The 24,922-nt window shown below is 45.7% G+C and carries 17 protein-coding genes and 3 rRNA genes; all 20 read right to left on the reverse strand.

What is annotated here, in order from left to right:
• Nucleotides 1-33: 33 nt before the first annotated feature.
• The gene (locus ACEN8J_RS10495; RefSeq protein WP_238438043.1) at nucleotides 34-210 is read right to left on the reverse strand and encodes a GNAT family acetyltransferase; all 177 of its coding nucleotides are present in this window, start codon (nucleotides 208-210) and stop codon (nucleotides 34-36) included.
• 1,036 nt (nucleotides 211-1,246) lie between these two features.
• Nucleotides 1,247-1,363 (reverse strand): 5S ribosomal RNA (gene rrf, locus ACEN8J_RS10500).
• 152 nt (nucleotides 1,364-1,515) lie between these two features.
• Nucleotides 1,516-4,464: ribosomal RNA gene (locus tag ACEN8J_RS10505) — 23S ribosomal RNA — on the reverse strand.
• A 402-nt stretch (nucleotides 4,465-4,866) separates the two neighbouring features.
• A 16S ribosomal RNA gene (locus ACEN8J_RS10510) occupies nucleotides 4,867-6,422 on the reverse strand.
• Together the 16S, 23S and 5S rRNA genes form the textbook arrangement of a ribosomal RNA operon.
• Before the next feature lie 431 nt (nucleotides 6,423-6,853).
• A complete protein-coding gene (locus ACEN8J_RS10515) occupies nucleotides 6,854-8,014 on the reverse strand; it encodes a trans-sulfuration enzyme family protein (protein ID WP_340932170.1) in 1,161 nt (386 codons plus the stop codon).
• A 302-nt stretch (nucleotides 8,015-8,316) separates the two neighbouring features.
• Nucleotides 8,317-8,997 (reverse strand): YetF domain-containing protein, encoded by a 681-nt coding sequence (locus ACEN8J_RS10520; RefSeq protein WP_029516790.1) that lies wholly within the window; start codon nucleotides 8,995-8,997, stop codon nucleotides 8,317-8,319.
• Nucleotides 8,998-9,231: 234 nt separating this feature from the next.
• The gene (locus ACEN8J_RS10525; RefSeq protein ID WP_013310304.1) at nucleotides 9,232-9,498 is read right to left on the reverse strand and encodes a metal-sensitive transcriptional regulator; all 267 of its coding nucleotides are present in this window, start codon (nucleotides 9,496-9,498) and stop codon (nucleotides 9,232-9,234) included.
• A 76-nt stretch (nucleotides 9,499-9,574) separates the two neighbouring features.
• The gene (locus ACEN8J_RS10530; protein ID WP_039275080.1) at nucleotides 9,575-10,051 is read right to left on the reverse strand and encodes a DsrE/DsrF/DrsH-like family protein; all 477 of its coding nucleotides are present in this window, start codon (nucleotides 10,049-10,051) and stop codon (nucleotides 9,575-9,577) included.
• On the reverse strand, nucleotides 10,048-10,638 hold the full coding sequence (locus tag ACEN8J_RS10535; RefSeq protein WP_340932165.1) for a sulfurtransferase TusA family protein: 591 nt from the start codon (nucleotides 10,636-10,638) through the stop codon (nucleotides 10,048-10,050). Before ACEN8J_RS10535 ends, ACEN8J_RS10530 begins: the two co-directional genes overlap by 4 nt.
• A 216-nt stretch (nucleotides 10,639-10,854) precedes the next feature.
• Entirely contained in the window at nucleotides 10,855-11,382 is a 528-nt protein-coding gene (locus ACEN8J_RS10540) for a TetR/AcrR family transcriptional regulator (RefSeq protein ID WP_340932164.1), read from the reverse strand.
• Between the two features lie 149 nt (nucleotides 11,383-11,531).
• The gene (locus ACEN8J_RS10545; protein ID WP_340932163.1) at nucleotides 11,532-12,245 is read right to left on the reverse strand and encodes a DUF4309 domain-containing protein; all 714 of its coding nucleotides are present in this window, start codon (nucleotides 12,243-12,245) and stop codon (nucleotides 11,532-11,534) included.
• Nucleotides 12,246-12,365: 120 nt separating this feature from the next.
• Nucleotides 12,366-12,992 carry an HXXEE domain-containing protein gene (locus tag ACEN8J_RS10550; RefSeq protein ID WP_340932161.1) on the reverse strand — a complete coding sequence of 209 codons (627 nt, stop codon included), beginning with the start codon at nucleotides 12,990-12,992 and terminating at the stop codon, nucleotides 12,366-12,368.
• 18 nt (nucleotides 12,993-13,010) lie between these two features.
• Nucleotides 13,011-13,601, reverse strand: coding sequence for a TetR/AcrR family transcriptional regulator (locus ACEN8J_RS10555; RefSeq protein ID WP_340932160.1), 591 nt, complete (start codon nucleotides 13,599-13,601; stop codon nucleotides 13,011-13,013).
• A 228-nt stretch (nucleotides 13,602-13,829) separates the two neighbouring features.
• The gene (locus ACEN8J_RS10560; RefSeq protein ID WP_342435108.1) at nucleotides 13,830-15,062 is read right to left on the reverse strand and encodes an aminopeptidase; all 1,233 of its coding nucleotides are present in this window, start codon (nucleotides 15,060-15,062) and stop codon (nucleotides 13,830-13,832) included.
• A gap of 47 nt (nucleotides 15,063-15,109) precedes the next feature.
• On the reverse strand, nucleotides 15,110-16,699 hold the full coding sequence (locus ACEN8J_RS10565; RefSeq protein ID WP_495594477.1) for an acetate--CoA ligase: 1,590 nt from the start codon (nucleotides 16,697-16,699) through the stop codon (nucleotides 15,110-15,112).
• 178 nt (nucleotides 16,700-16,877) lie between these two features.
• Nucleotides 16,878-17,981: a DNA alkylation repair protein gene (locus ACEN8J_RS10570; RefSeq protein ID WP_340932156.1), complete on the reverse strand. Its 1,104-nt coding sequence runs from the start codon at nucleotides 17,979-17,981 to the stop codon at nucleotides 16,878-16,880.
• A 113-nt stretch (nucleotides 17,982-18,094) separates the two neighbouring features.
• Nucleotides 18,095-20,122: a S9 family peptidase gene (locus ACEN8J_RS10575; protein WP_340932154.1), complete on the reverse strand. Its 2,028-nt coding sequence runs from the start codon at nucleotides 20,120-20,122 to the stop codon at nucleotides 18,095-18,097.
• A 290-nt stretch (nucleotides 20,123-20,412) separates the two neighbouring features.
• The gene (locus ACEN8J_RS10580) at nucleotides 20,413-20,961 is read right to left on the reverse strand and encodes a GNAT family N-acetyltransferase (protein WP_029515029.1); all 549 of its coding nucleotides are present in this window, start codon (nucleotides 20,959-20,961) and stop codon (nucleotides 20,413-20,415) included.
• A 290-nt stretch (nucleotides 20,962-21,251) separates the two neighbouring features.
• Nucleotides 21,252-21,755: a ferritin gene (locus tag ACEN8J_RS10585; RefSeq protein WP_039275069.1), complete on the reverse strand. Its 504-nt coding sequence runs from the start codon at nucleotides 21,753-21,755 to the stop codon at nucleotides 21,252-21,254.
• 139 nt (nucleotides 21,756-21,894) lie between these two features.
• Complete coding sequence (locus ACEN8J_RS10590; protein WP_029515031.1) at nucleotides 21,895-24,882, reverse strand: glycoside hydrolase family 48 protein; 2,988 nt, start codon at nucleotides 24,880-24,882, stop codon at nucleotides 21,895-21,897.
• Nucleotides 24,883-24,922 lie beyond the last annotated feature (40 nt).

Genomic DNA, 24,922 nt, shown 5'->3' on the forward strand with positions numbered 1-24,922 from the left:
CTACAGCGAACCACATCACAAACGGCAAGTCGATTATAAAATCAAGGGCTTATTTTTCGAATGGCTAACAGTAGCCTGAATGACCCCGTTAATTTCCAGCACATAGCAATCATTGTGTTTAATGTTCTCCCGAATGAGAGCAACGTCTGCCTGAGTGGCAGGCCACTGGAGTCCCAACTGCCGGATCATTTCGTACGCTTCGTAGGTCACATACTGTTCGTCTGCACTAAGTTATCTGAATGTTCAGGTAAAATCAATATCTATGTCATCAATTTTAACAACAGTCATTCCTTGATAAGGGGGTTTACGCTCCAAAAAAGTAACAGGAACGTAAAAGTCCGAATTATCTTCTTTCTTTATACCCAAATGAATGTATCTGCCACTAAAAATGTTATACAACATAAACTCAGCATCAATCATGCTTTGGGCTAACTGAGGATTAAAAATAATAAAGCTAGGTTGATGTAGTAATTTATGAAGAAATGGGAAATGTCATATACGATAAATGGTTCTCTCATATCCGCCTAAGTTGGCTTTTTTCAGCATTTCTAAAGTCAGTGTTCCTTGTCTTAATTTTGGAAACCCTTTTTTTCCACGATATGAAGACCCAGTTTTCATTTTATGTATGCAAAGTAAATGAAGAAGATCAAAAGTTCTAAAATGCAACCTGATGCCACGCTTTTTATGACGAATTTTATAATGAAAAATTAAGTTACAAAGGTGCTCCTCATAAAAGATACTTCACTTATCGTCGCTTTAGCAAGCTGATTTCTCACTTTGTCCTTGTTAGCACCCATAAAATAAATGTCTTAAAACCTTTCAGATACATATCTTTAGGAACAAGCATAATAATCCAGTATTCTGCTATTCTTACTTTTATTTGATATGGACGTAATACATATCCATGCTCATACATATAATAGCACTCTTTAGGCTAACAGTTCACTTTGAGTTCAGAGGAATTTCTTCAATTAAACTTGCGTCTGTATGGCGAACATTCCCTACAGCTTTAGAAACGGGATACGAGTTCATTAATCCAGCAGGGTATGACCAAGGCATTTTTATACATGTTCCATTTTTGTTATTTCAATGTAAGAACTACGTCACCCTACTTTTCGTCAGGACTAGGTTACTTCTATGTTATTCCTTCTTAGTTTCCATATCCTTTCATTAAACTGTTTAAATATCTAATTCCGAAAAGTTAAAAGAGAGCACAGCCCATTATGGCTGTGCTCTCTTTTATCGTGCTTGGCGACGTCCTACTCTCCCAGGACCCTGCAGTCCAAGTACCATCGGCGCTGGAGGGCTTAACGGTCGTGTTCGGGATGGGTACGTGTGGAACCCCTCCGCTATCGCCACCAAACATGAATTTGCTACGCAAATTCTTCCGTACGGTTATTCGGTTCACCACATATCGTGTGAATGAATAGCCATGCGCTTGTCGTATGTCACTTGTACATACGTTCAAGGTTACACCCTGAAAACTGGATCCGAAACTCATTTGCGTTTTATTCTTAGGATAAGCCCTCGACCGATTAGTATTGGTCAGCTCCATGCATTACTGCACTTCCACCCCCAACCTATCTACCTCGTCGTCTTCAAGGGGTCTTACATACTGGGAAATCTCATCTTGAGGGGGGCTTCACGCTTAGATGCTTTCAGCGCTTATCCCTTCCGTACATAGCTACCCAGCGGTGCTCCTGGCGGAACAACTGGTACACCAGCGGTACGTCCATCCCGGTCCTCTCGTACTAAGGACAGCTCCTCTCAAATTTCCTACGCCCACGACAGATAGGGACCGAACTGTCTCACGACGTTCTGAACCCAGCTCGCGTACCGCTTTAATGGGCGAACAGCCCAACCCTTGGGACCTACTTCAGCCCCAGGATGCGATGAGCCGACATCGAGGTGCCAAACCTCCCCGTCGATGTGGACTCTTGGGGGAGATAAGCCTGTTATCCCCAGGGTAGCTTTTATCCGTTGAGCGATGGCCCTTCCATGCGGTACCACCGGATCACTAAGCCCGACTTTCGTCCCTGCTCGACTTGTAGGTCTCGCAGTCAAGCTCCCTTCTGCCTTTGCACTCTTCGAATGATTTCCAACCATTCTGAGGGAACCTTGGGGCGCCTCCGTTACTCTTTAGGAGGCGACCGCCCCAGTCAAACTGCCCACCTGACACTGTCCTCGCACCGGATTACGGTACCAAGTTAGAACCTAGATACGATCAGGGTGGTATCCCAAGGATGCCTCCCTTCAAGCTGGCGCTCAAAGTTCGACGGCTCCCACCTATCCTGTACAGATCGTACCCAAATTCAATATCAAGCTGCAGTAAAGCTCCATGGGGTCTTTCCGTCTTGTCGCGGGTAACCTGCATCTTCACAGGTATTAAAATTTCACCGGATCTCTCGTTGAGACAGCGCCCAAGTCGTTACGCCATTCGTGCGGGTCAGAATTTACCTGACAAGGAATTTCGCTACCTTAGGACCGTTATAGTTACGGCCGCCGTTTACTGGGGCTTCGGTTCATAGCTTCGCTCTTGCGAGCTTACCACTCCCCTTAACCTTCCAGCACCGGGCAGGCGTCAGCCCGTATACTTCGCCTTGCGGCTTCGCACAGACCTGTGTTTTTGCTAAACAGTCGCTTGGGCCTTTTCACTGCGGCCCCCTCGGGCTATTCACCCTACCGAGGCACCCCTTCTCCCGAAGTTACGGGGTCATTTTGCCGAGTTCCTTAACGAGAGTTCTTCCGCGCGCCTTAGAATTCTCTTCTCGCCTACCTGTGTCGGTTTGCGGTACGGGCACCTTCTCCTGGCTAGAGGCTTTTCTTGGCAGTCTGAGATCATGACCTTCGCTACTATAATTTTCGCTCCCCATCACAGCCCAGCCTTAACGATGTGCGGATTTGCCTACACATCAGCCTCACTGCTTAGACGGACATCCATCAGTCCGCGTCACTACCCTACTGCGTCACCCCATCGCTCATAACGGATTACGGTGGTACAGGAATTTCGACCTGTTGTCCTTCGACTACGCCTATCGGCCTCGCCTTAGGTCCCGACTTACCCTGAGCGGACGAACCTTCCTCAGGAACCCTTAGGCTTTCGGCGGATCTGATTCTCACAGATCTTTTCGTTACTCATACCGGCATTCTCACTTGAATGCAGTCCAGCGCTCCTTACGGTACACCTTCAACCCGCATTCAACGCTCCCCTACCCCTGATGCAAAGCATCAAGCCATAGCTTCGGTGGTGTGTTTAGCCCCGTTACATTTTCGGCGCAGAGTCACTCGACCAGTGAGCTATTACGCACTCTTTCAATGGTGGCTGCTTCTAAGCCAACATCCTGGTTGTCTGTGCAACTCCACATCCTTTCCCACTTAACACACACTTGGGGACCTTAGCTGATGGTCTGGGCTGTTTCCCTTTCGACAATGGATCTTAGCACTCACTGTCTGACTCCCGGAACTAAATCTATGGCATTCGGAGTTTGACTGAGCTTGGTAACCCTTGCGGGCCCCGCACCCAATCAGTGCTCTACCTCCACGATTCTTCTTTCCGAGGCTAGCCCTAAAGCTATTTCGGGGAGAACCAGCTATCTCCGGGTTCGATTGGAATTTCTCCGCTACCCCCACCTCATCCCCGCATTTTTCAACATGCGTGGGTTCGGGCCTCCAGTGCGTGTTACCGCACCTTCACCCTGGACAGGGGTAGATCACCCGGTTTCGGGTCTACGTCCACGTACTCATTCGCCCTATTCAGACTCGCTTTCGCTGCGGCTTCAGCTCTTCACCTTAACCTTGCACGGGAACGTAACTCGCCGGTTCATTCTACAAAAGGCACGCCATCACCCGTGATTTTTCCAAAGGAAAATATCATAGGGCTCTGACTTCTTGTAAGCACACGGTTTCAGGATCTATTTCACTCCCCTTCCGGGGTGCTTTTCACCTTTCCCTCACGGTACTGCTTCACTATCGGTCGCCAGGGAGTATTTAGCCTTGGCAGATGGTCCTGCCGGATTCATACGGGGTTTCACGTGCCCCGCACTACTCGGGATCCGTCTCGGAGGGAACAAGTTTTGAACTACAGGGCTTTTACCTTCTCTGGCGGGCCTTTCCAGACCTCTTCATCTAACCGGTTCCTTTGTAACTCCATGTGAGACGTCCCACAACCCCAAGGAGCAAGCTCCTTGGTTTGGGCTAATCCGCGTTCGCTCGCCGCTACTGACGGAATCACTATTGTTTTCTCTTCCTCAGGGTACTTAGATGTTTCAGTTCCCCTGGTCTGCCTCTCACTCACCTATGAATTCAGTGAGTAGTGACTGTCGATGAAGACAGCCGGGTTTCCCCATTCGGACATCCCCGGATCAAAGCTTGCTTACAGCTCCCCGAGGCCTTATCGTTGTTCGCCACGTCCTTCGTCGGCTCCTGGCGCCTAGGCATCCTCCGTGTGCTCTTTGTAGCTTAACCTAGATTTTTCTTTGATAAAAGAAAATGTCGATGTTCGATAAAGAATGATTTTTGCCAAAGGCAAAAGATCTTTCCTTACCTGCTACCTTTATTTCACTTGTTTACACAAGATCAGCTTAAAGGAATATTCTAAAACGCAATTTCGTTTCGGTATCCAGTTTTCAAGGTGCAATTCGCTTCATCGAAGCGAAACCCGATGAATATTTCGGTTCCACACGGATGTGTGAATGAAGTATTCGTCGAAGCTTGAGAGTTTGAGCTCTCAAAACTGAGCAACGAGTGAGTAAGTTCAGGATATTCATTTCATTCACACGAATGTGATGAACCGAATTGAATATCCGGTCGCAGGTACATGTACCTGCGAATTTGAATGTTTCCATCGCAGGAAACGATTCTCCATAGAAAGGAGGTGATCCAGCCGCACCTTCCGATACGGCTACCTTGTTACGACTTCACCCCAATCATCTACCCCACCTTCGGCGGCTGGCTCCCTTGCGGGTTACCCCACCGACTTCGGGTGTTGTAAACTCTCGTGGTGTGACGGGCGGTGTGTACAAGACCCGGGAACGTATTCACCGCGGCATGCTGATCCGCGATTACTAGCAATTCCGACTTCATGTAGGCGAGTTGCAGCCTACAATCCGAACTGAGACCGGCTTTTCTAGGATTGGCTCCACCTCGCGATTTCGCTTCCCGTTGTACCGGCCATTGTAGTACGTGTGTAGCCCAGGTCATAAGGGGCATGATGATTTGACGTCATCCCCACCTTCCTCCGGTTTGTCACCGGCAGTCTGCTTAGAGTGCCCAGCTTGACCTGCTGGCAACTAAGCATAAGGGTTGCGCTCGTTGCGGGACTTAACCCAACATCTCACGACACGAGCTGACGACAACCATGCACCACCTGTCTCCTCTGTCCCGAAGGAAAGCCATATCTCTACAGCGGTCAGAGGGATGTCAAGACCTGGTAAGGTTCTTCGCGTTGCTTCGAATTAAACCACATACTCCACTGCTTGTGCGGGTCCCCGTCAATTCCTTTGAGTTTCAGTCTTGCGACCGTACTCCCCAGGCGGAATGCTTAATGTGTTAACTTCGGCACCAAGGGTATCGAAACCCCTAACACCTAGCATTCATCGTTTACGGCGTGGACTACCAGGGTATCTAATCCTGTTTGCTCCCCACGCTTTCGCGCCTCAGCGTCAGTTACAGCCCAGAGAGTCGCCTTCGCCACTGGTGTTCCTCCACATCTCTACGCATTTCACCGCTACACGTGGAATTCCACTCTCCTCTTCTGCACTCAAGCTCCCCAGTTTCCAGTGCGACCCGAAGTTGAGCCTCGGGATTAAACACCAGACTTAAAGAGCCGCCTGCGCGCGCTTTACGCCCAATAATTCCGGACAACGCTTGCCCCCTACGTATTACCGCGGCTGCTGGCACGTAGTTAGCCGGGGCTTTCTTCTCAGGTACCGTCACTCTTGTAGCAGTTACTCTACAAGACGTTCTTCCCTGGCAACAGAGCTTTACGATCCGAAAACCTTCATCACTCACGCGGCGTTGCTCCGTCAGGCTTTCGCCCATTGCGGAAGATTCCCTACTGCTGCCTCCCGTAGGAGTCTGGGCCGTGTCTCAGTCCCAGTGTGGCCGATCACCCTCTCAGGTCGGCTACGCATCGTCGCCTTGGTAGGCCTTTACCCCACCAACTAGCTAATGCGCCGCAGGCCCATCCACAAGTGACAGATTGCTCCGTCTTTCCTCCTTCGCCCATGCAGGAAAAGGATGTATCGGGTATTAGCTACCGTTTCCGGTAGTTATCCCTGTCTTGTGGGCAGGTTGCCTACGTGTTACTCACCCGTCCGCCGCTAGGTTAGTTAGAAGCAAGCTTCTAACTAACCTCGCTCGACTTGCATGTATTAGGCACGCCGCCAGCGTTCGTCCTGAGCCAGGATCAAACTCTCCATTAAAGACCAACCGAAGTTGGTTTATAGAAAGAGCGATAAGCTCATTTTGAAACTGACGAGATAAAAAATATCTCTTGTTTGCTTCCATTTTATACAGCCTGGAAGGCATGTACCAAAATTTCAGCGTTGGATTTTGTGAACAAAATCCCTACTCACTCGTTGTTCAGTTTTCAAAGATCAAGTCAACAGCCGTTTAACTGGCTGGATATATAATTTATCACGTGTATACCTATCAGGCAAGTTGTAATATTTTCCAATTTACTAGTTTGTATTTCTACACGGTGATTTACCTGGAACAACTGAGACTCTCTTATCTCCTACTTAAAGCGCAAAGTTGATCAGGTATAAACATCATAAATCAGAAAAGCAGAAGCTCTTTATGTATTGGAGGAACCGCTACTTCCGCTTTTTTAGATAAAATCCTGAAAGTTAGCTTAGCCTAAAGCTGTAGCTAAATCCTGTATCAGAAGTTCAGCAGGCTCATGCCCTACAGCTAGGCGGATAAGCGATTCGGGCATGTGTTGTTTTTCTAGACTCTGCTTATTGAAGCCGTAGTTTGGTGAGATCACCTGGCTCTCCATAGACCCCCAAGATACACCGATCCGAATCAGTCGCAGTTTATTGATCACTCTGCATATATCCTCATAACCCGAATCTTTTAGTTCAAAACTGAATAATCCGGCATACCCTTTGAGTTGCCTACATGCCAGCTCATGTTGTGGGTGAGAAGGAAGTCCGGGATGATTCACTTTTGAAATGGCCGGATGATCTGATAGAAAACGAGCAACCAACAGAGCATTTCTCTGATGGGCTTCCATTCGGAGCGGGAGTGTTCTTAGCCCCCGAATGAGTAGCCATGCTTCAAAAGGGGCCAACGAGCCGCCAATCAACTCATACTCTTCAGCATACATACGATTTATTATCTCTTTAGAAGCGATCACTGCCCCTGCAATTAAATCATTATGACCACCCAAGTACTTGGATGCGGAGTGAACAACGATATCTACGCCCCATTCTAATGGTTTTTGAAAAAGGGGTGTAGCCCATGAATTATCTATGATTGTGCGGATGCCCTTCGCTTTGGAAAGCGAAGCTACCTCCTGAATATTTACCATATCGAATGTGAATGAGGTAGGAGACTCCATAAGAATAGCACGGGTCTGCGGTTTGATGGCATCAGCAACTGCTTCCGTAGAAGTGGAATGTACAATTGTATAATTTATATTGAACTTCGATAAGTATTTAGCTAGGCTGACGGAGGTTTCGTATATGTGTCCGACCAGAATCAGATGGTCCCCGGCGGATAAACTACACATTAGAGCCGCACTGATAGCAGCCATTCCGGAAGCAAAGCACTTGCAGTCCGCCCCACCTTCCAGTGCAGCAATCATTTGCTCTGCAATCTGAACGGTAGGATTGGTTCCCCTCGAATAGACATAATGCTCCTTTTCATTATTAGCCGCTTCAGCATAATCTTCGTAAGTATCAAAGAAAAATGGAGCAGTCTCATAAATAGGAGGAGCAGCAGCCTTAGCAAAACACCCTAGTTCGTCCTCAAATCGGAGACAGATAAGCTGATCATCCGAGAAACTCAAATCTGATCACCACTTTCTGAAAAATTTCAAACTCATGAGGTAGTCTCCTCAATCCGGGACTCAAATATTCTATAGGGTTATTTCAAAAATCTTTTAAAGAACTGCTGGATCTAAAAATGATAATTAAATGCATGAAATAAATATGGAGCAGTGAATGGAAGCAATGAGTAAAAATACACTCAGGGTATCAGAGTTGATCATCTGTATTTCATTGTTTGAGCTGGGAAGTACAACCCTGACTGTTCACCTTGCTCCTCTTTTTTGGCTTAATTATCAAAATGGTCTTATTTTTAATGCTTTTTCTATCTCATTGGCACGATATGAAGTGTTCCATCCTCGCTTAACTCTGCATAGGCAATCTCATCGATACTATCATATCCCTGCTCTCGCACCTTAGCCTTAATCTCTCCAATATCAATTGTTTTCCCACGCATAGATTCATTTAGCAACCTTCCCTTATCAATGACAGTAACAGAAAAAAGATCAGGCTGTGCATCTATTCCCATATCCTGAGCGGCGGGTGGCTCGTATTCAGGTTTCCGCATGACTGACAAGGAGCCGTTCGTCTCTAACGTAGCGTACCAGACCTCACGCAGAGAAAAAATATTTTGCTGGCGTAGCATGGAGAGTAGCTGTGTAAATTCTATGTCATATTTCTCCAGCATTTCTTGATTAACCTGCCCTTTATCCACGAGCAGCACTGTTCGACCTTCTGCCATATATCCAAATTTCACAAAATGGGTCGTCGCTTTTTCAAAAAAGTAGGCCAGCGCGCACCATAGTGCCAAAGCAAATAAAAGCTGCCCAATGGTCACCTTATCGTCATATAACGTATTTCCCACAATTTCGCTTAACACCAATGATGTTAGGAAATCGAGTGGTGTTAACTGACTAAGTGTTTTCCGACCTGTAATAAAAGTAATGATCCACAAGCCAAAAAAGCTGATGATCAATTTGACACCAATCGAAACAAATACCTCCATAAATAGGCCTCCCGGAAGAAGTTGTTTTGTTATGTGTTATTTACACCGGCCTACCTCAGCATAAACAGAGGATTATTCCTGAAATGTCCGAATAAAAAAGCCCGCTACCAACTAGAGGCAGCGAACTTTTTAATTACGGCTAGTATATAATCTTAATCAAAGGCAATATGCCAGCTCCCGTAATTTTGTGCATAGTGACATCATTGCCCGCTAGCTTGGACTCTGGAGTCATGATTATCTACTTTTCACAAGCAGCTGAATCGCTTCTTTAACCAGCTTATCCGTGTCTCCTCCAGCCTCTTGCTCTTCCAATATACATCGTTGCAGATTCTCTGCTACAATTTGGGCAATCGCTTTATCTGATGCGTTACGTACGGCAGATAACTGGCTAACGACGTCTTTGCACGATTTTCCTTCATCCATTAAACGAAGTACCCCACGCACCTGTCCCTCAATCCTCCTCAGGCGCGTTTTCAGTTCATCACTGTAATTGTAATCCATAAGTAATGCACTCCTTTTTCGACTTACCATATACACGTATAGGTATATTATAAACCAAAAAAATAAATAGGATACCCTAAATAAATAGATTCACCTTGCCCTGGGAAGCATCCCCCAAGTAGGCGGCTACCCCAGCATATTCCAAACCGTCGATTAGCTCTTCTTGCTGCAGCCCTAACAAATCCATGGTCATGGTACAGGCGACGAGCTTGATCCCCTGCTCTCGTGCCAACTCTATAAGCTGCGGCAAGGAAAGCGCATTGTGTTTTTTCATGACATGCTTGATCATCTGTGGACCGAGTCCGGCAAAATTCATTTTGGATAGTGCCAGCTTTTTGGGTCCACGAGGCATGATCCAACCAAAGGCTTTTTCGAGTATTCCCTTATTAGTGCTCACGATTTCATCCTTGCGTAACGTATTTAACCCCCAAAAAGTAAAGAAAATAGTTACTTCGTGATCATATGCTGCCGCTCCATTCGCAATAATGAATGCAGCAATCGCCTTATCCAGCTCCCCGCTGAATAATACAATCGTTGTTTTGGGTGTGCTCATATGGATTCGCTTCCTTTAGTCTCTCCAGCCCATTCGGATATGCCTGAAAGCACAGATTTGACTTTTTTAGCGCCTTTGGCAACTAATAACTGACAAGCCATTTCACTGCGTGCTCCAGCTTGGCAAATCACTGCGATCTCTTCTTCCAAGTTCAGTTCAGAAAGTCTGTTCTCCAGTTCGCCAAGAGGGATGTGCTTAGATCCAGGGATATGTTTAAGCGTAAATTCAGCGGGTTCACGAACATCGAGTAAAATGAAGTTCTCTTTGCCAGAATATTTTGCTTGTAGCTCTTCATGGCTTATCGTAGAAGAAAATACTTGCTCCTTCTTCACTTCAGCTAGATTTGCTTTTTGTAGATAATGTCGCATTACATCTCCTTCTTGGAGAGTGCCCAAATATTGATGTCCGGTGTTTTTGGCCCAGCTCTGAAAATCGACTAATGAACCTTTGTCAGTCGCCTGAATCTCCATAATCTTTCCGGGAACGAGCTCATTCATAGCCTTTCTTGCTTTTACAATAGGCATAGGACAAGCTAGCCCTTTACAATCAAGAATATGATCTGCTTGGATATTGTTAGTTGATGACATTCTATAACCTCCGCCTGTTTTTTGAGGGGCTTAGCTTAGTTAAATCTTTTATACATATACCCCTATAGGTATTAGGATAATGATACTCACTTCTCTTGTCAACTTATTTGGCCGTTTCTTCTCAGAAGCAAACAAAATCATGTCTTAAACAAATAAAATTAAAAGCAAAAAAAGCCGCGCAAAAACGCGACTCTATTGCATAAACATAAACCAAAATTAATCGCCTTTTTTCATCAGTTCTGGCAAATCCAGCGACATTGAAATATTACACAGCATACCTCTAGCGAGAAAAAGCATCGTTCTTTCCATTGCTTGTTCAATACCTGCCCGTCGGAAAGCATCATACACCGTCGTATGAATTTCACGTAACCCTTGCTGCATCACGCTTACAACCTCATCCTCGCGAATCGTCTGCGCCTGCATTTGCAAAAGTGTTTCATTACGGTATTCCGTCATAATTTGCGAATAGGCTGCAATTAGCTCTTGCTCGAGCTGCTCAGATGAGGCCGAATGAATGACGCTGTGAAAAGAATCTATGATACGTGTAAATGAAACCTTCAGGGCTTCAACAAGCAATGCTTCCTTGGTAGCGAAAAAACGAAAGACATAGGGTTGAGAAATATTGGCCCGTTCTGCAACTTTGGCTGTTGTAGCTCGGTAGTAGCCCATCTCAGCAAACACTTCAATGGCAGCAGATATGATTTCCTTTTGGCGATTTATAGATGTTGACGTAGCTTTAGTCATGTTTTTTCATCCTTTTATTTAACACAGTTTTCTGATTAGTGATTAATCAATTACAAAATAGTATAAACGACATACCCTAAAAATGCAATGAGCTTGAACAAAGTCGCCTCCGCAATTCTAACGGAAACGACTCTGTTATATGCATCCAATTATGGCGTTTTAGAGTTAAAATATAATCGGATATAATTGACCTTTTGCGTTTTGGTTTGATAGGAAAATACTAAATTATAACTAAGTCCTGATGTGTTATTGATCGTATAATTAGCTTCTGCTGTGTCAGGTATGTCTCTAGAGGTATCAACGGTTTCCGTAGGTTGGCCTAAATCGTCAACAATTTGTTTGATAAGCAACTTTTTATATTCTGGATCGGAAGATGTAATTTCTGTAACTTTATCGCTTCCATCCAGCATGATGTCTGTATGATACTTAGCGTAGCTTCTCATAGGGCCAGTAGAACCAGACTCGGATTTCCCCCACAGCTCAAATAAAAGATCGCTGCTAGTTCCCAAGCCAAGACCTTTAGGCAAATTCGGTAAGGTTCCCTGCTTGGCTGCGCTAAATATAGCGGCTGCAGGGCTGTGTTTACTGTGAGGTGTAGCTGTACTATTGGCAGGTTCTTGATGGGTCGAGGTTGAGGTTGAGGTTGAGGTTGAGCCTTGCCCATTAGTATTGAGATCCGTGTTTTGATCTGTAGAACTAGCAGGCGATGTGACTGTTTCTGCTTTAGTAGGAGCAGTTGATTTTGCTTCCCCGCTATTGCTGCATCCTGTCATCACAGCAAAACCTATCGCCAATAAAGCACTAGTGGTGATTAGCTTGTAAGCCAACTTTTTACGATCATAAGATTGATGTGTATGCTTCATTATAAGATCACTCTTTCCTTGTTCATGGGTACAAACCAAGTGTAACCGAACCTCGTTTCCAGAATACCTCTACTTGTTTCCAACTTGTAAACAAGGACATTAATGATTTTCTAATATACACTATTTACGACCATAAGATCCCAGCTGTTGTTTAGAAAAGGAGTAAGGAGAGTCACTCTTCTTTAACCATATATTCCCTTTAATGATGAAGATGTATACAGCAAAAACAAAGTAGATCGTACCCGCAATCCAGTCTATTGCCGTTGGGATGTCTCGCTGTACTATTGCATGTATATACCAAATTCCGACTGGAACATGCAGGAGAAATGCCGTAAACAAGCCAGGATTATATAGGGTTTTTGCTTTAATATTTACGACGATACCGTGCCAGACGACCTGAAAAAATCCCATAAAAACGGGTGCGAGTCCAAGCCAGATTACTTGCGGAAACCATACGGGGAGCAGGTAAAACACATAGGCAATTGCAACATTGATAATCATCGCTGATTGAGTGTTTAAGGGGTAATGATCGGGTGCTTCACTTTTAAACATAACGTTGTTAAATAAACCAGCAAAATATCCAGGCCAGCGGTACTCCTCAAATTGATGAAACAATATAGCTACAAAACTCAACCATAACATGCCTGTTATATCCGAAAAGATAGCTTGATTCATAAGCAAAACAACACATACGACCACACCGATTATAGCCCCTGCATCTTGCCAATATTTTCTCAAATAATTCATATTAGTCACCCCTATGCTTTATTTTTGATCAAAATATCTTTCAAACAGCAGATTTAATTGTTCCTCTATTGAAGGTATTTTCACAACTGCCCCTGATTCAAGAATCGGACTCATCAGTGCGGGCAGAAAAATAGCTCCGAATATTTGCATCATCATCGCTAACAAGCGCTCCGGCTGTTGCTCGCCTGTCAGCTCCTTGATCGTGTTCTGAACCTTTGGAAATCCCATTATATTTAAAAACCTTCCGTATTCCTGTTGAGATGTAAAGGGCGTGCTGCCCATGGCAATAATTCGCGAAAGAAGCTCTGGATATTGACGAATGACCTGTAAATAGTTATGTAAAAATTGTTTCAGTCTATCTTGGGGGGGGATCGCTGTATTATCCAAAATAGAAAAGGTATGTTGAAAGCCATTTAATATCACTTCAATAGTTTCACTGAGCAAATTTTCCTTGGAGCCAAAATAATAATTAACTAATGAAATATTAGTAGCAGACAGATCGGCAATTTTTCGGATTGTAACCGCCTCAAAACCTTCCTTTTGAATAAATTCCAGCGTAGCGTCTAAGATTTTTTCTTTGGTTTGTTGTTTTTTGTCTGGGTGATTCATGTTTTTTCTCCTCCTGTTTTGTTCAATCATAACGGACAAATGAAACGGACAACTTTATATAAGCAACTTTTCAAACAACAATTTAAACAATGTTTAAATTGTTGTTTGAACTCAGTTTAGCACTTTATATTTCACAAAACAAGGAGTGATTTGAGATTTAGGGAATAGAAAAACCCGCATACGAATGAGATCGTTTGCGGGTTGATTGAATTGAGGTTGAGAAAAGGACTAAATAGCCCAATTTCCTTTGCGGAACACGGCTTCTTTACTTCCATCTTGCAGTTCGCCATCAATATCCAGCTCAGCTGAGCCGATCATGAAGTCAACATGAGTCAGACTGACATTGGCACCATTCTGGAGCAGCTCCTCCCGGTTCATTTGTGTCCCATTTTCCATATTAAATGGATACGCACTGCCTAGGGCCAAGTGACAGGAGGCATTTTCGTCAATACCTGTATTGTAAAAAATACGATTGAGATTGGAGATCGGTGAATCGTGCGGCACCAGTGCAACTTCTCCCAAATAGCTGGCCCCTTCATCCGTAGCGAGCAAATGAGTCAGATGCTGCTCGCCGGATTCTGCTGTATATTCAGTGACTTTACCGTCCTTAAAGGTAAACGTTATGCGATCCACCAGTTGTCCATTTAAATTGAGTGGCATGGTACTTGTGACATGACCATTCACACCTGTACGCTTAGGCATCGTGAACACTTCTTCTGTCGGCATATTCGCGACAAAGTAATCTCCGCGCTCGTTCTCCCCACCGCCGCTGCGCCAAATATGCCCGTCAGCCAGTTCAATTCGCAAATCTGTTCCTGGTGCACGATAGTGGAGACTTTTATACTTTTTATGATTCAGCTTGTCTTGTACCTGTTCAAGGTTTTTCAAATGTTTCTGCCAATTCTGAATAGGATCAGAGCCATCTACACGGTTCATTTGGAAGATTGTATCCCACATGACACATATACGATCCTCTTCTGCTACATCTGCAAATACTTTATCGGCCCAAGCCTTCGTCGGCGCTTTAATCAAACACCAACTAATTTTATGATTTCGGGTATATTTGGAAAAACCCTCTCTCGCCGTAGCTGCCGCCTTGGTCGCACGAGAAACCTTTTGTGGATCAATGCCTTGATATAAATCGGGGTTCGGCACTTTAATCGTTAGTGTGGCTCCACCCTCTTCAGCAAATTTCTCCATCATTTCTGCCTTCCAAGCAGGGTAGTAATCGAAGCTAGCTTCGTCACCATGTTCAAAACGACTACGTGTAATGGAATCATCCTCAAACTCTACCTGTACATATTTAGCGCCTGCTTCATAGGCTTTGCTGACAATCAGGCGTGTAAACTCAACAGTTTCCAGTGGTGCAGTTACCAAAAACACCTGTCCAGGCTGAATGTTAACCCCTACTCTTACAACCAGTTCTGCGTATTGTTCCAACAATGATTCAAATGTACTCATTTTTCCACGCTCCTGTTCCGTTTTGATTATATTGAATAATTTTATCATTACAGTACGGATTGCTTCTCCAGTTCACGCAGCTCCACTCTTCGTATTTTGCCTGAGCTGGTTTTAGGGAGTTCTTGAATAAACTCTATTTTTCGTGGATATTTATAAGGCGCCGTCCATGTTTTCACATGATGTTGCAGTTCCTTCACTAACGCCGGTGATCCTTCTACCCCAGCTTTGAGTACGACAAAAGCCTTTACAACATGTCCACGGATTTCGTCAGGGCTGGCTACGGCAGCACATTCCTGCACGGAGTAATGCTTCATAAGCGCTTCCTCTACTTCAAAAGGACCAATAGTATAGCCAGAACTGATAATGATATCATCCCCACGTCCTTCGAACCAGAAATATCCATCCTCATCTTTGCGAGCCCGGTCTCCCGTAACAAAATAATCTCCGTGGACACTAGCTAATTTGCGTTCTGGATCATGGTAATACGTATGGAATAATGCCGGCAGATCAGCGCGTACCGCAATATCGCCCACTTGCCCCGGAGCCAGCGGAATGCCATCCTCGTCTACGACCTCAACGAGTCCCAGTGCAATAGATTTGCCCATCGAGCCTGTACGCAGAGGTGCATCCTTTAAATTACCAATAATTAATGTGCTCTCCGTTTGACCGTAGCCGTCACGAATCGTAATGTTGAACTGCTCCTGAAACTTATTAATGACCTCCTGATTGAGAGGCTCTCCCGCAGAAACTGCGCTGCGCAATTGGGATAGATCATATTGATCCAAACCATCCGTTTTCGCCATAATCCGATATTCTGTCGGCGTACAGCACAACACTTGGATTCCGTACTGCTGCATGAACTGCAAATAGCGACCCGGACGAAACGGACCATTATATACGAATCCGGTCGCTCCATTCCCCAGTACAGATAAAAACGGACTCCAAATCCACTTTTGCCATCCTGGTGCAGCTGTAGCCCATACTACGTCTGAAGCTCGAATATCCAACCATGGTGATGTTATCCGCAGATGAGCATATCCCCAGCCATGGCTATGTACAACACCTTTAGGATTTCCCGTGGTGCCCGAAGTATAGGCCAGAATGGCCATGTCGTCACGGTGCGTCTTCACAGCTTCAAAAGTATCTTCCTGTCCATCCATCAGCTCATTCAGCACGAGCCAGCCAGATACATCTAGCGTGTCGTCCCCGGAGACCACGATACGATAATCCAGAGTAGGCAAATCATCGCTTATTTTGTCCACTTCACCTGTTACTCCGGTCCAGGCAATGACTGCGCGTGCTTCAGAATGGCGAAGACGATATGCAATATCCTTGGCACGCAGCATTTCTGAAGATGGAATGACAGCAAGCCCCAGCTTCAAGCAGGCTAAATAAATTACATACGCAATAATACGCCGTGGTACTACGACCAGAACTCTGTCACCTTTGTTAAATCCCAGACTTGCGAGTCCTCCAGCCAGTCGATTAGCCTTTTTCAACAGCTCTCCATAGGTGATTTCTTCGTATTCTCCTGTCTCACTCAGCCACTTAAGTGCTGTTTTATCAGCCTCATGGTGTTCCATTTCCGAAGTCATATTGTAAGATTCAGGCGCAAGCCATTGTTGTTGATCTGTCAAATTATACCTTCCCCTTTATACATAAGATGAGATCCACTTTCTTACTGTAGTATAACACGTCTTAGTACCAGGTTCTAATACCAGAATCATTTTTTTGGAAAAAAAATGAATTGGGTAAAAACAACCACAAAAAGAAAGAGCCTGATTTCAGACTCTTTCTCTTCACTGCAATCTTGATCTACAACTGGAGTTCTACCACTGTATAAGCCGCTTCCTGACCATTTACGAGCAACGCAATCCGATGCGTTCCCGCATAATGGCGACGAGTTGTCAGGTCTGCAAAACGGTGTGTCCGTGTACCTGTAAGATGGGTTCCTCCGGGGACCGTTTTGTCAGATAGCAAAAACAGTTTACGTGAAACTTGTCCTCTCGCCTTTACAAAGTCAATGCCGTACTCGATGCGGACTCGTACCGGGTCACCTTCACGAAGCTGAAGCGCGTAGCTCAACTCACAGCTATCACCAAGCTTTAGCACGGCAGGGTCTGTGGTGAAAGAGGCACCCGTGACCAACGGTCCCCCGTCTGTTTCATCCGCATAGCCGAACATTGCCATCACTTCGGGGATGGATTTGCGAATCAGGGTCCGGCAGCCATGACGCACAATCCAGTCGGTGTCAGGATGTGTCCCTTTCCACCGTTGAGCCGTAGCAATGACCACATCAGGATGATCCTTGGCAATATCGTTCAGGTTGTTGGCTACACTTTTACGTACATATAGTGATGGATCGGCTTTCAGTAATTCCAATACAGCCAATACTGGAGCAGGATCGCGCTTAAACACAGGCAACGCCTGTCCCCAGGGTAGCCGTGGACGGCAGCCTTCGCTGGCAAGACGACGAACGTGCTCACTTTGATGTCCCGCCCAGGTCGTCATCTGCTGCATCATCCGTTCCGGTTCACGCAGGAGGAAGGGTCTTACGGCGAACTCCGCAGAGGACCTAGATGTGAATCGCTCCAGCGCCTTCATGGACAGGTCCCAATGCCCTTCTCCCTGCCCATACACCTCCACAAAATCGGGGAAAAACAAGTACGGAAAACCACTACAATGCTCATCTATAGTAAAAAGAATACCCAGAGCTTCTTCATAATTACTGGGCAAAAATGCCCCTAATGTTAACGAAATACGCCGTATTCGTTCTTTCAGCTCCAGCTCATCCCATTTTTCATCCATCACTTGATGAATAAATCCGATGGTATCGAACGGCCTGTATGCAGACTGTACTTTTTCACCGAATTGTTGAAGAAAATTCTCCGTGTACATATTTTTTAAGGGCTCAGCCATTATATATCTCCTTTTGAATGAGGTTGAGAGAATTGTAGCAAGGCATACTAAAAATGCCAAGTCCTATGATGAGGACCTGACATTTTTACATCAACACAAGAAATCGATTTAACTTATAATTCGTGTTGGACAAACCAATTGGTAATGCGTTGCAGTCGTTCCACGCGAAGCTGCGGGTGCCCTTTTCGTGAAAGCTCGTGACTTGAAGCTGAAAAACGGACAAATTGCGTAGGTTTCCCCAAACGACGCAATGCTGTAAACAGCTGTTCTCCCTGCTCTATAGGGCATCGCAGATCCTGCTCCCCGTGCAATATGAGCAGCGGTGTGTTAATTTGCTGCACATAAGCCAGCGGAGATTGCCTCCACAAGAGCTCGCAATCCTCCCACGGATTCCCGCCGACTTCATCTTCAGTAAACGAGTACCCTATGTCGCTCACTCCATACATTGACAGCCAATTAGATATGGAGCGCTGGGTTACAGCTGCGCGGAAACGATCGGTATGGCCAACAATCCAGTTTGTCATAAAGCCACCATAGCTGCCCCCTGTTACACCCAGCTTTTCCGGATCAATGAATGGGAACTGGCGTATAGCCTCGTCCACTGCGCTCAGTAGATCAGTGTAATCGCGTCCGCCGTAATCTCTAAGGACGACATTGGTAAAAGACTGTCCGTACCCTCGGCTTCCTCCGGGATTCGTGTAGATGACTGTATATCCCTGAGCGGCCAGCAACTGAAATTCATGAAAAAAAGAATTGGAATACATGGCATGAGGGCCACCGTGAATCTCCAAAATGGCAGGATAGGATACTCCCTCCTTAAACCCAGCAGGCTTCATTACCCATCCCTGCACCCGTCGGCCATCCTCAACCTCCGTCCAAAAGCACTCAGGCACACTGATCTCAATCTCATCAAGCAAAGAATCATTTACTCGTGTCAGCCGTACCTCAGTTCCTGAATGGATCGCAATCCGGAACAAATCGCCTGGTAAAGTTACATCGGTGGAAGCGGCAATGATATGCTGCTCATCCGGTGTAAGCTCGAATTGGTAAATTTCTCGATCTCCTTGCGTTAAAATTTTAAAAGTTCCATCAAGCGCAAACTGATATACGTTTACATTCCCTTCAAGAGTTACTAGCGTATACAGGGATTGACCATCCGCACTGAAGCGTGGTGGTCCTACATGAAGATGTGAACGCATGTCGCTCATACCCGCATTACCAAGGTGAGCGTCAAGCGTCTCACTAACGCATACTGCCTTCCCCCCACTGGAAGGAACCGTGTACAGTCGGGTCTGAGTAGCGCCTTTGGCATGTCGATCATGGCCGTAAAAGGCAATCGTTGAACCGTCGGGAGAATAAGCAGCACTCTCGATGTGCAGTTCAGAATGGGTCAGCTTAAGCGGTGCTGCGGCATCATCATTTGAAATCGCAGGAGTTATCGTAAACAAATCATTTAGTTCACGTAAATCCGTATCCTCTTTCGAATGTTCTGCGATTCTGGCGACGAATAAAATACGTTGAGCATCCGGTGACCACACAGGCTCTGCCACATCATAAGCGCCGGAAGTCAGTTGAACTGTGTGCCCCGAAGTCATATCCGTTACATACAAGTGATCACGAGTATCATCCCACAGTCCATAGCCGTCGGATTTAGCTTTCGTTCGATTAACAACTCGTCCCTTAAGTTGCGTCTCCTGAGTTCCTTCATCGGATATCGGGCTTGACGGGTTCTCGGCCGTTTTAGCTACAAACGATATGCAGGTCCCATTAGGAGACCAGGCTAATGAACGAACGTTGTTCTCTACGTATGTAAGCTGTCGTGCCTCTCCCCCGCGTTCTGGAATAATCCATACCTGGCGCTTGCCGTCTGTTGTACGGAGAAAAGCTAGTTGTGATCCGTCGGGTGACCAGACAGGCGTTTCATCTTTCGGTCCGTATGTAAAGGGTAATGCGCTAGCGCCATCGGACGATAATAGCCAAATTCCTGAGTTATAATCTGTCCGCTCTTTATTAATATACTGTTCTACGTAAGCGATTTCACCACTAATAGGATGAATAGCTGGATCGCTAACCCAGTGAAGTCGATATAAATCCTCGGCTGTTATACAGCGCTTGGTCGTGCTAAATTGCGAGTCGCTCAAAAAAATTCCTCCTTATATCATCAGATTCCACATTTTCAAATTTTAATTAATCCGATTAATTTTATGTGATTATAATAATTATACAATTACGTTACTCTTTTAATTTATTTCTGTCAATTTGTCCAAAATTAAAAAGCCCCTCTCTCAGTCGCTATCGACCAGAAAATACCGTTATTTCGGTTAATTTCATGAGAGAGGGTAACGTTATTCATCAATCATAACTGAAAATTCATTCGCTCCAAGCCCCTTTCAGCGAACGAATCGGCTTCGTCTGTTCCGGTTGATCGGGTCTAATTTTGGTTGGCTGTCTCGGCTTCATTTTTTTCACGAATGTAAGTGGAGAATAATTCAGGATTCACCACTTTACGCAGTAAATGCATCGTCCCGTCCCCTGTTCCATGGTCAAAAGCATGGATACGTTCATATCCCCAACGCTCGTACATGGATAGCAAATAGGGATGCTTTTCTGCAGTCGCCAGTGTTACTGCAGGAGCTCCCACCTGATCACGTATAATCGTTTGCTCTACCCAATTCAACAATTTTTTCCCATATCCTTTGCCCTGGGTAGCCGGGTCTACAGCAAACCACATCACAAACGGTAGATCGGTTATAAAATTAAGGGCTCTATTTTTGAGATGGCTAACGGTAGCCTGAATGACACCGTCTACTTCCAGCACATAGCAATCATTATTTTTAATATTTTCTTGAATGAGAGCAACGTCTGCCTGAGCGGCAGGCCATCGAAGCCCCAACTGCCGAATTGTTTCATACGCCTCATACGTCACATACTGCAATCTTTCTGCGTCCTCTTGGAGTGCCAGACGATAGATTTCACTCATACTAACCCGCCTCCTTATAGTGTTTTTATAAAACGCGTGAACCACTATATAATTATTCCTATCTATTTAATCAGATATAAAAGTTAAAATAACTGTAGCATGCTCACCATCCAGCGACAAATTAATTTTTTCTATAACTCCATTTAAAATAACAATATCCCCTCGAAAGAGGGACATTCGGTAAATCAAAGTCAACGCAAAAAAGCCCGAAAGCCGGGCTCCTTTACTTTCTTGACGAATAAAATGCTGTCCATGCCTCAGGCATTTTCAAACACAACATGTTTGCAGTGTTACTCCGCAGGGGCAGTAAAGCTGCGTTTGGCAAACTCGCTGTCCAGCATATAAAAGGCGTTGCTGTCTCTTTCAATGCGTTTAAGCTTCTGGATAACACTGTCGAACAGCGCTTCTTCCTCGACTTGCTCATCAATAAACCATTTCAAGAAATGGATCGTTGCATGCTCACGTGCATCGAGGGCCAAGTCAGCCAAATGATAAAATTTTTGCGTGTTTTGCTGCTCATGCTTGTAGCCATGCTCAAATACGTCCAGCATGGAATCGTAGCTGTTCTTGGGCTCTGGTAATGCAGCCAATGTAGCACGTCCTCTACGGTCATTAATGTATTTATACAGTTTCATGGCATGAAACCGTTCCTCCTCAGCTTGTACTAGGAAGAAGTTTGCAAACCCATCCAGACTTTCACTGGAGCAATAAGCAGCCATCGCCAGATATACGTGAGCGGAGTAAAATTCAAAGTTCATTTGCTCATTCAGAGCCTGTGCCAAATTGTCATTCATGTCTCAGGTCACCTCGGTCATGTATGTAATGATGTAACGATCATAGTGTACCACGAATCCGATCACAAAAAAACGGACGGAAATGAATCCAGTTCAGTGCTCTCACATTCCGCCCGCGATTTCCACAATCAGTTCGCAATCAAGGCTCCAGGCCCCAGACACGTTTGTCGTTTATATACAAAGGTGCTTTGTCCCAATCCGTATAAGAGGTCTTGGTAGAATCATAGGAAAAATCATCACTTTCGTTATAGTCGCTCCAGTCCGTCTTGTTCATGCGAATTTGAATATCTCCTGTATTTTCCCCTGCTGCCAGACTTCCCGCACCAGCTCCAAAGGAGATCTCCAGATAATAATCTGCACCTGTAACGGCCTTATCCAGTTTCACAAAACGTCCCTGAACGTTACTACTACCCAACTGTGCATAGTCACAATGGAATTCCTGTGACTTGTCGCCATCTACGGTATAGTAGTATCTCAGCTTAACATTTTTCAGTTCGACAGCCTCTTTACCCTTGTTTACAACACGGAACAGTGGCCGAATCTGGTTATCTCCCGGATTAGTGTCGCCCACGCGGTATTGGGCAATCACGTCTCCCGTTGCTGGAATGGGAGCTGCCGTAGGCTTAGCACTGACCTCGACAGAATCCGGGCTGGTTCCTAAAGAATTTGTTGCATTTGCTACATAATAATAAGTGGTTTCATTCAGCACTCCTGTATCCTTGTAAGTGCTGTCTGTTACCGTTGCTACTGTGGTATAAGGACCACCACTGGTTGTCGAGCGCTTGACCGTATAGCTATCGGCACCCGTCGCTTTGCTCCAAGTGAGTGTAACCTGAGCATCCCCTGCGTTTGCCTTCACATTTGCCGGAGCTTTGGGAGCTGTCGGCTCGGTTGGTCCACTACCGTTAATGAGACGGTCATACTCAGCATAAGCCGTTGCCATATCGACTTGGGACCAGAAACGGTGATACGTAAATTCTGGAGCACCTTTATCCCATTTTTTGGTCTGATTGTTCCAAGAAGTCGTGTATTTATCTTTAAGATAGGACCATTGCGGATCTTTAGTGATATTAGGCCGGATATCGCTATAGCTGGAATAGGTACCATTGCCGCCCTTGGACGGGTCAGAAGCGGTAGCGTCTGTGCCAGGGATCGTGTTGCCTTGTCCAGTCTTACCACTCCAGCCGTTCGGGATATACACTTCTTTAGTAAAATAACGATAATAATCCTCGCGAGCTTCCTTCGTTGTAATACCTATACCATCGTTATAACCCCATGCAGCATCAAGCAAAGCTTTAGACAGATCCTTAGCTTCCTTGCCTAACTCGGAATAGTCTCCTTTTTCAGCTTTCGTTCCAGCAGCAAAGAAAGTAAGTGCTTTAACATAGCTGCCCAGTACTCCGGCATCCTGCCCCGGATTCTTTGTTACCACATGGAGATTGGTATTCCCTTTATGATTGGCAAATCCGCTCCAGGTTTCAGGCTTTCCACTCCACTCCAGATTGCTCGGCAGCCAGAATTCGCCTTTAGCTGCTGTAGTAGCCACTTTCGGATTTTTGCCACCCAGAATACGCTTGCCTTGTGCATCCAAATAATATCCCTGCACGTCAGTCACAGGCCGTTCGTTGGCAAATACATAGTTCTTGGACCATGCGATCCAGTTTTCCGTCACTTGTTTAGCCATTTTAAACTGCTCGGACGAAGTATCCCCTTTCTTGGCTAAAATGTAGTACAGCTCGGCAACTCGCTCGACAGGCCAAGCCTGCATCCCGAACCAGTTATTCGACGGTGGATCGTTATATACAGGAGCCCCTGTATAAGCCATGCCATAAAAGGTACTTGTGCCAGATGGATAAGCCTTGTAGGCACCATCCCAGCTATTCGTCGCTCCGCCTGCAATGGCCCCCTCATCGGATTGCAGCCAAGTATAAAACTCCAGTTGGCGCTTCAGCGAGGTCGCCCAATCCTGTCCCGCCGTTGGTGAATTCGGTATTAATCCACCATCTTGGTTGGACAACGCATATGCTGCGACGACATTTTGGTAGCCCTGATGTGCATGGCTGGCACCAATACGCCAAGCCCAGTTGCCGCTTTGGCCAAGTCCGCCGCCCCAGGATGTATACCATGCCATCAGATAAAGACTGGCATCCTTGCCCGTACCAGCAATTGGACTTCCATTGGAAGCGCTTCCGGTTTTCTGGAAGTATTTATCGTACATGCCGTAACGCAAAAAGTCTCCCATCTTTTTGGCTTTATCCAAATATACGGAGTTGTCATATCCCAATTCCTTAGCCCAGTACATCGCTTGAACTGCCCGTGCATCTGCATCGGTGGCATTCGTGTAACGCCATTGCTGAGCCGGGGCATTATTTTCCTTGGTGAACAAGCTCATAAAGCCTTCATTAGGCTTGCCAAACTTTTGATTGTCTTGCGATGGATGTGGTACAACCTCCCAGACCGATTCCTGTTCCCCGCGCTGGAAGGTGTTTACATAGGCTGCTGTATGCGACGGATTCAGAAGATTTCCGAAACCGTACCAATTATCCACGTCCAACAACCAGTGCATCAGATAAGTCTGGTTGTTGCCATAGGTTGCCTTCAGCTCAGAGTCCAGTGGATCCTTGCCAGCACCATACTGACCACTTAGGCGGCTTGGGTACTGATCCGGCTGCGAATATTCTGCTGCATAAGTGGCGGGGCTGTTCGGGTTATAGTTACTCATTGTCGGTTGCTCTTCCTTACCGTCGCCTTCATTAACAGGAATGATATATTTCTCCATGTTGTCCCACGCGGATTCCAAATGCCCCCAATCCCCGGTATAATGACCATACAGTACTTCCAGCCACATCCAGTAGCTGTACGCTTCCGAAGTCGTTAAGTGTCCGTAATCCGGAGCCTCGCTCATGAGCGTTTCAACGGAATGATAAGGTATGCCTTCTTTTGAAAAGTATCCGCTAGCCGGATCCTTCAGCTGTTTATACAATTGTAGAAAGCGTGTCGATTCCGGTGTTGTAGCTGATGCACGGTCGGGTTCTGCCTGAAATAAGCCCAAGGTTAACGGAAGTACCAAAATAGCTGACATGACCATAGAGACAGATTTCCTGAACACGGATTTTCTGCTGATCACTTTGCATTCATCCTCTCCATTATCAATTTTGACTTTACAC

The sequence above is a fragment of the Paenibacillus sp. Paensp38 genome, assembly GCF_059491915.1.